General features: G+C 52.2%; 1 protein-coding gene. It reads left to right on the top strand.

Going from position 1 to position 379, the window contains the following annotated elements:
- The coding region (locus E0L35_RS26195) for a peptidylprolyl isomerase (protein ID WP_044718722.1) at positions 1-369 on the top strand (369 nt) is incomplete at its 5' end.
- Between the last annotated feature and the right edge of the window lie 10 nt (positions 370-379).

Below are 379 nucleotides of genomic sequence, written 5' to 3'. Positions count from 1 at the left end.
ACCTTTCACCGCGTCATTCCTGGCTTTATGATTCAGGGCGGCGGTTTCACCGAGCAGATGCAGCAGAAAAAACCAAACCCGCCAATCAAAAATGAAGCCGATAACGGCCTGCGCAACACGCGTGGCACCATCGCGATGGCGCGTACCGCTGACAAAGACAGCGCCACCAGCCAGTTCTTTATCAACGTTGCCGATAACGCCTTCCTTGACCATGGTCAGCGTGATTTCGGTTACGCGGTATTTGGTAAAGTGGTGAAAGGCATGGACGTTGCCGATAAGATTTCCCAGGTGCCGACTCATGACGTTGGTCCGTACCAGAATGTGCCGTCAAAACCGGTAGTTATCCTTTCCGCTAAAGTCCTGCCGTAATGATTTTTCG

The organism is Halomonas sp. ATBC28 (assembly GCF_005937175.1).
GTDB classification, from domain to species: domain Bacteria; phylum Pseudomonadota; class Gammaproteobacteria; order Pseudomonadales; family Halomonadaceae; genus Vreelandella; species Vreelandella titanicae.
The sequence above is the reverse complement of the archived record's forward strand: the minus strand, read 5'-3'. Positions and strand labels throughout refer to the sequence as shown.